At 69.6% G+C, this 7,418-nt stretch carries 6 protein-coding genes; all 6 read left to right on the forward strand.

Annotation, left to right across the window (positions count from 1 at the left end; translation table 11 throughout):
- The first annotated feature begins 224 nt into the window (after positions 1-224).
- Positions 225-398, forward strand: coding sequence for a DUF1674 domain-containing protein (locus I9P22_RS22525; RefSeq protein WP_199262300.1), 174 nt, complete (start codon positions 225-227; stop codon positions 396-398).
- Between the two features lie 161 nt (positions 399-559).
- Positions 560-1,741: an efflux RND transporter periplasmic adaptor subunit gene (locus I9P22_RS22530; protein WP_199262301.1), complete on the forward strand. Its 1,182-nt coding sequence runs from the start codon at positions 560-562 to the stop codon at positions 1,739-1,741.
- A 3-nt stretch (positions 1,742-1,744) separates the two neighbouring features.
- Positions 1,745-4,843, forward strand: coding sequence for an efflux RND transporter permease subunit (locus tag I9P22_RS22535; protein ID WP_199262302.1), 3,099 nt, complete (start codon positions 1,745-1,747; stop codon positions 4,841-4,843).
- Complete coding sequence (selD, locus tag I9P22_RS22540) at positions 4,840-5,883, forward strand: selenide, water dikinase SelD (RefSeq protein ID WP_199262303.1); 1,044 nt, start codon at positions 4,840-4,842, stop codon at positions 5,881-5,883. The genes I9P22_RS22535 and selD overlap by 4 nt, the downstream gene beginning before the upstream one ends.
- Positions 5,884-6,061: 178 nt before the next feature.
- Complete coding sequence (locus I9P22_RS22545) at positions 6,062-6,715, forward strand: protein-L-isoaspartate O-methyltransferase family protein (protein WP_199262305.1); 654 nt, start codon at positions 6,062-6,064, stop codon at positions 6,713-6,715.
- A 23-nt stretch (positions 6,716-6,738) separates the two neighbouring features.
- Positions 6,739-7,418 (forward strand): TolC family protein (locus tag I9P22_RS22550; protein ID WP_199262309.1); only part of this gene is annotated, 680 nt, incomplete at its 3' end.

Here is a 7,418-nt window from a genome sequence, read left to right on the forward strand (position 1 = left end):
CGCAGCACCTCGAGCGCCAGGCGCCGGGCGCGGGCGCGGTCGGGGGGCGGCAGGCGCTCGGTCAGCGCGGCGGCCTCGTCCAGGGTCGCGCCCTCCTCCACCGCCGCCAGCAGGCGCAGGGCGCCCGCACGTGCCACATCCTTGACCGTTCTGCCGCGTGACTTGTCCAAAGCCTGCCCCTTGCCTAGATTGGTCCGGTCTAGCGCGATGCAGGGAAAACCGCCATGACCGACCGCAAGGATCTTCCGCCCGCCGCGCAGCGGGCGCTGGCCGAGGCCGAGGAACGCCGCCGCAAGCAAAAGTCGCTGGACCTGCCGGTCGAGCTGGGCGGCCGCGACGGGCCCGAGCCGGTGCGCTATGGCGATTACGAAAAGAAGGGCATCTGCGTCGATTTCTGAGCCGTCGCGCCCGGCCGCGCGGTCGCATGGGCATTTGGGCAACGAAGAAGCCGTCTGCCTTGCTGGCGAATCCGTGATCGCCGATGCCGGCCTCGTTTACTTGCCATTGGGGTTTGCCGCCTAAACAATGCAGACAACCACCAAACCGCAAGGAACGGCAGATGACCTCCGGGCAGGGGATTTTGAAAGGCGCGGCGCTGGCGCTGCTTCTGGCGGCACAGCCCTGGGGGCCGGGATGGGGGCAGGTCGGGCCGGGCGCGCGCGGCGCACAGGGTCCGGCCGAGGTCGGCGTGATGACCACCGCCGAGGAGGACGTGCCCTATACCGTCACCCTGCCCGGCCGCGCCATCGCTTATCAGCAGACCGGCATCCGGCCGCAGGTGGGCGGCGAAGTGCTGGAGATCACCTATGATCCCGGCCGGCCGGTCAAGGCCGGCGACGTGCTGTTCCGCCTGGACCCCGAGACGCTGGCCGCGGCGCTGGCCGCCGCCGAGGCCGCCGTGGCCGGGGCCGAGGCCAGCCTGACCCAGGCGCAGAACACCGTCACCCGCTATCGGCGGCTCGAGGGCTCGGGCGTCTCGGCCGTGGACCGCGCCAATGCCGAGGTGGCGCTGAAACAGGCCGAGGCCGACCTGAAATCGGCGGAAGCCGCGCGGGATGCGGCGCAGCTGTCGCTGCAGCGGACCGAGATCACCAGCCCCATCGACGGGGTGCCGGACGTGGCCGCGGTCTCGGTCGGCGATCTGGTCACCGCCAGCCAGTCCGAGGTGCTGACCACCATCACCCAGCTGGACCCGATCTATGTGGACGTCTCCGAATCCAGCGCCCGGATGCTGCGCAACCGCGAGCGCATCAATGCCGGCATGCTGATCACCAAGGGCGCGGCGCAGGCGCGGCTGATCCTGGAAACCGGCGAGGAATACCGCGGCAGCGGCCGCATCGTCAGCCCCGGCATCCTGGTGTCGCCCACCACCGGCACGGTGCCGATCCGGCTGCAATTCGATAATCCCGACCGCATGATCCTGCCCGGCCAGTTCCTGCGGGTCGAGATGACGCTGGGCACCACCCGCGCCGTGCTGGTGCCGCAGCGGGCGACCAGCCGGGCCTCGGACGGCACGCTGACCGCCTTCGTGGCGCGCGACGGCAAGGCCCAGCAGGTCACGCTGAGCGAGCAGGGCAGCTATCGCAACAGCTGGATCGTCACCCAGGGCATCAGCCCGGGCGAGCAGCTGATCCTGGACGGGCTGCAGGACCTGCGCGCCGGGGCCGAGATCACCACCGTTCCCGTCGCCATCGACGTCCAGGGCGTGGTGCGCGAGGTTCCGGCCGGCGGGCAGGGCTGATCCATGGCGCAATTCTTCATTCACCGCCCGGTCTTCGCCTGGGTGCTGGCCATCGTGACCATGCTGATCGGCACCTGGTCGCTGATCGGGCTGCCGGTGTCGCAATATCCCGACATCGCCCCCACCACCATCCGCATCACCGCCAACTATTCCGGGGCGACGGCGCGGGCGGTGCAGAACTCGGTCACCACCCCGATCGAGGACGCGCTGACCGGGCTCGACGGGCTGCTCTACACCATCTCCTCCTCCTCGACCGGGCGCAGCTCGATCGAGCTGACCTTCGACGACAGCGTCGATCCGGTGGACGCGCTGAACGAGGTGCAGTCCAAGGTCCGCTCGGTCGAGAGCCGCCTGCCCAGCCCGGTGCAGAACGACGGGGTGTCGGTCACCCGCAGCTCGTCCTCGATCCTGATGGTCGGCTCGCTGGTCTCGACCACCGGACAGCATTCCACCATCGAGCTGGGCAACCTGCTGGAGCAGGTGGTGGAAGGCCCGGTCAAGCGCACCGAGGGCGTCGGCGGTGTCAATGTCTTCGGCTCGGGCTATGCGATGCGGATCTGGATGGACCCGCTGCGGCTGGCGCAGTTCCAGCTGACCCCCACCGACATCACCACCGCCGTGGCGCAGCAGAACAGCACCGTCTCGGTCGGCAGCCTGGGCGAGCAGCCGGTGGTGCAGGGCCAGCAGTTCACCGCCACCATCACCGCGCAGAGCCAGCTGACCTCGGTGGACGATTTCCGCAACATCCTGCTGAAGACCGGCGAGGACGGGGCCGCGGTGCGGCTGGGCGACGTGGCCGAGGTCGAGATCGGCCAGACCCGTTATGGCCGCGATTCGCGCTTCAACGGCATGAACGCCTCGGGCTTCGCGGTGAACCTGGCCACCGGCGCCAACGCGGTCGAGACCGCGAATGGCGTGCGCGAGACCCTGGACGGGCTGAAGAACGCCCTGCCCGAGGGGGTCGAGGTGCATATCGCCTACGACACCGCGCCCTTCGTCGAGCTGTCGATCGAGAAGGTCTATCACACGCTGATCGAGGCCATCGTTCTGGTCTTCCTGGTCATCCTGCTGTTCCTGCAGAACTGGCGCGCGACGCTGATCCCGATCATCGCCATTCCCGTGGTGCTCCTGGGCACTTTCGCCATGCTGGCGGCGCTGGGATATTCGGTGAACACCCTGACCATGTTCGCCATGGTGCTGGCCATCGGCCTCCTGGTCGACGACGCCATCGTCGTGGTCGAGAACGTCGAGCGCATCATGGCACAGGAGGGGCTCGACCCGGTCAAGGCGACGGAAAAGAGCATGGGCCAGATCAGCGGCGCGCTGATCGGCATCGCGCTGGTGCTGTCGGCGGTCTTCGTGCCGATGGGCTTCATGCCCGGCTCGACCGGAGTGATCTACCGGCAGTTCTCGGTCACCATCATCACCGCCATGGTGCTGTCGCTCTTGGTGGCGCTGATCCTGACCCCGGCCATGTGCGCCAGCCTGCTGCGCCAAAGCCACGGCCCGGTGCGCTTCGCGCCTGCCCGCTGGTTCAATGCCGGCTTCGAGCTCCTGACCCGGGGCTATTCCGCCAGCGTGCGTCGCACCCTGCGCCGGCCGCTGCTGGTCATGCTGCTACTGGCGGCGATCGGCTTCGGCGCCACCGAGCTGTTCGGGCGCATGCACACCACCTTCATCCCCAGCGAAGACCAGGGCGTACTGCAGTCGCGCATCTCGCTGACCGAGGGCTCGACCGCGCAGCAGACCGCCGCCGTGGTGCAGGAGATCGAGGATTACATGCTGACCGAGGAAAAGGACGCGGTCGAATCGGTCTTCGTCGCCATGGGCTTCGGCTTCTCGGGCGATTCGCAAAGCCGGGCCATGGTCTTCGTGAAGCTGCGCGATTTCGACCAGCGCCAGGATCCGCGGCTTTCGGCCAGCGCCATCGCCTCGCGCGCCAATGCGCGCTTCCAGGGCCACCGCGCCGGGCGGATCACCTTCATGCAGCCGCCGGCCATCCCGCGGCTGGGCAATTCGGCGGGCTTCAGCATGTATCTGCTGGACCAGACCGGCAGCGGCGTCGTGGCGCTGACCGAGGCCGCCGATGCGCTGGAACGCGCCGCCGCGCAGGATCCGCGGCTGCAGAACGTGGAAAGCGGCGGGTCCGAGGACGAGGCGGCGCTGAAGATCGACATCGACCAGCAGAAGGCGGAAAGCCTGGGCGTCAGCCTGTCGGGGGTGAACGCCATGCTGTCGACGATCTTCGCCGGGACCGAGGTGAACGACTTCGCCCTGGGCGCGCAGCTGCGCCCGGTGGTCGTGCAGGCCGCCGCCGCCAACCGCATGCAGCCCGAGGACATCGACAGCTGGTATGCGCGCAATTCCGATGGCGAGATGGTGCCCTTCAACGCCTTCATGTCCACCCGCTGGGAGCCGGTGGAGCCCAGCCTGTCGCGCATGGACGGCATCGACGCCGTCCAGATCGAGGGCCAGCCCGGCGAGAATGCCAGCTCGGGCGAGGCCATGGCCGCGATGGAGGAACTGGTCGCGCAACTGCCGGGCGGCTACGGCACCGCCTGGACCGGGCTGTCCTATCAGGAGCGGCAGTCGGGCAACCAGGCGCCCTGGCTGTTCGCGCTGTCGGCGCTGGTGGTGTTCCTGTCGCTGGCGGCGCTTTACGAAAGCTGGTCGATCCCCTTCTCGGTCATGCTGGCGGTGCCGGTGGGGGTGCTGGGCGCGGTGGTGGCGGCCCTGACCTTCGGCCAGGCCAATGACGTCTATTTCAAGGTCGGCATCCTGACCACCATCGGCCTTGCCGCCAAGAACGCCATCCTGATCGTGGAATTCGCCCGCGACCTGGAACAGTCCGGCCGCACCGCGGTCGAGGCCGCCATCCATGCCGCCCGGCTGCGGCTGCGGCCGATCCTGATGACCTCGCTGGCCTTCATCCTGGGCGTGCTGCCCCTGGCCGTCGCCACCGGCGCCGGAGCCGGGGCGCAGAATTCCATCGGCATCGGCGTGATGGGCGGCATGATCGCCGCGACCTTCCTTGGCATCTTCATGGTCCCGGCCTTCTACGTTACCGTGCGCCGGCTGACCGACAGGAGGGCGCGACAATGAACGACCAACCCGGACTGACCTCGCTGGCGCATGGCGGCGGCTGCGGCTGCAAGCTGGCGCCCTCGGTGCTGCGGGAACTGCTGGCGGGCCAGCCGCTGGCTCAGGCCTTTCCGCAGCTGCTGGTCGGGACCGAGACCTCGGACGACGCGGCGGTCTATCAGGTGGACGAGAGCACCTGCGTCATCGCCACCACCGATTTCTTCATGCCGATGGTGGACGATCCGCGCGCCTTCGGCCGCATCGCCGCGACCAATGCGATCTCTGACATCTATGCCATGGGCGGGCGGCCGATCATGGCGCTGGCGATCCTGGGCATGCCCATCGACAAGCTGGCGCCGGACCAGATCCGCGAGATCCTGGAAGGCGGGCGCGACATCTGCCATCAGGCCGGCATCCCGGTCGCCGGCGGCCATTCCATCGACGCGCCCGAGCCGATCTACGGCCTCGCCGTGATCGGTCTTTGCCACCCGTCCGAGCTGCGCCGCAATGCCGATGCGCGGCCGGGCGACGCGCTGATCCTGACCAAGGGGCTGGGCGTCGGCATCTATTCCGCCGCGATCAAGAAGGGCGCGCTGGACCAGGCCGGCATCGACGAGATGGTCGCCTCGGCCACCACGCTGAACAAGGTCGGCGCCGATCTGGCCAAGCGGGCCGATGTGCATGCCCTGACCGACGTGACCGGCTTCGGCATCCTGGGCCACGGGTTGGAAATCGCGCGCGGCGCCGGGCTGCGGCTGCGGCTGCGGCTCGCCGATCTGCCGCTCTTGTCGCGGGCGGCCGAGCTGGCCGAGGCCGGGTTCTTCACCGGCGCCTCGGTGCGCAACTGGGCCGCCTATGGCGCCGAGGTGGCGCTGCCCGAGGGCCTGGCTGACTGGCGCCGCCACCTGCTGACCGACCCGCAGACCTCGGGCGGGCTGTTGGTCGCCGTGGCCCCCGAGGCGGCGGATGCGGTGCTGGCGCAGATCCGCGCGGCCGGCTTCCCGCTGGCCGCCAGCGTCGGCCATGCCGAGGCGGGAGAAGCCGGAATCGTGGTCGAATGACCGCCCGGCGGCGCCCCGCCATGCCGGCCTTCGGCGCTTGGCTGCCCGGTCCGGCGCGGCCCGACCCCATCTGCGGCCGGCGGCCACATCCTCGCCTCCATGGCGCCGGGCGCCGTTGCTCACCCCGGATTTTCGTGGCAAGAGGTTCCCGTAGCCAACCGAGAGCAGGGTTCGCAGAATGACCGATTTCGCGCAGCGACGCACCATGATGGTCGACACTCAGGTCCGTCCGAACGAAGTGACCAGCTATCCCGTGATCGAGGCGATGCTGTCCGTCCCGCGCGAGCAGTTCGTCCCCGATGCCCGCCGCGACGTCGCCTATGCGGGCAACAACATCGACATTGCGCCCGGCCGCGTGCTGCTCGAGCCGCGGACCCTGGGCAAGATGCTGGACGTGCTGAACCTGCAGGGCAGCGACCTGGTGCTGGATGTGGGCTGCGGCTACGGCTACACCGCCGCCGTCATCGCCCGCATCGCCGAGGCCGTGGTCGCGGTCGAGGAGGACGGCAGCATGGCTGCCGAGGCCGAGAGCCGGCTGGCGGCGCAGGACGTCTTCAACGTCGCCGTGGTCAAGGCCGCGCTGACCGAGGGCTGCCCCGGCCAGGCCCCCTATGACGCCATCCTGATCGAGGGCGCCGTCGAGGAGGTGCCGCAGGCCCTGACCGAGCAGCTGCGCGCGGGCGGCCGCATCGTCGCCCTGTTCCGCGAGGACAATCTGGGCACCGTGCGGCTTGGCCACAAGCTGGACGGTCGGGTCAACTGGCGCTTCGCCTTCAATGCCGCCGCCCCGGTGCTGCCGGGATTCGCGCGGCAAAGGGGCTTCGTCTTGTGAATTCCGACAGGAAAGGCCAAGGGATGTTTCGCAAAACGCTGAGAACACTGCGGCGACCGCTGATCGCGGCGCTGCTCGCGGGTGCGACGGCCCTTCCGGCCGGGGCCGAGACGCTGGCCGATGCCATGGTGGCCGCCTATCGCCATTCGGCGCTGCTCGACCAGAACCGCGCCGTGCTGCGCGCCGCCGACGAGGATGCGGCGACGGCGCTGGCCCAGCTGCGCCCGGTGATCCAATGGGTGGCCGAGCACAGCTTCCAGAAGGTCGAGGGCCGCATCGGCCGTTCTACCAGCATCGGGCTGCAGGCGCAGATCACGCTTTACGACTGGGGCCGCAACGCCATCGCCATCGACGCCGCCAAGGAAACCGTGCTGGCCACCCGCGCCGCCCTGGTCGGGGTCGAACAGGACGTGCTGCTGGCCGCGGTCCAGGCCTATCTGGACGTGCGCAGCGCCACCGAACAGGTCGATCTGCAAGCCAATTCCGTGCGGGTGATCGGCCAGGAACAGCAGGCCGCCTCGGACCGTTTCGAGGTGGGCGAGATCACCCAGACCGACGTGTCGCAGGCCGATGCCGCGCTGGCCGCCGCCCGCGCCAGCCTGGCCGCCGCCCAGGGCAACCTGGAAGTGGCGCGCGAGGCCTATCGCGCCGCCACCGGCCGGGCGCCCGGCACCTTGTCGCCGCCGCCGCCCACGCCGAAGCT

Origin of the sequence: Paracoccus binzhouensis (assembly GCF_016446475.1) — a bacterium.
GTDB lineage: Bacteria > Pseudomonadota > Alphaproteobacteria > Rhodobacterales > Rhodobacteraceae > Paracoccus > Paracoccus binzhouensis.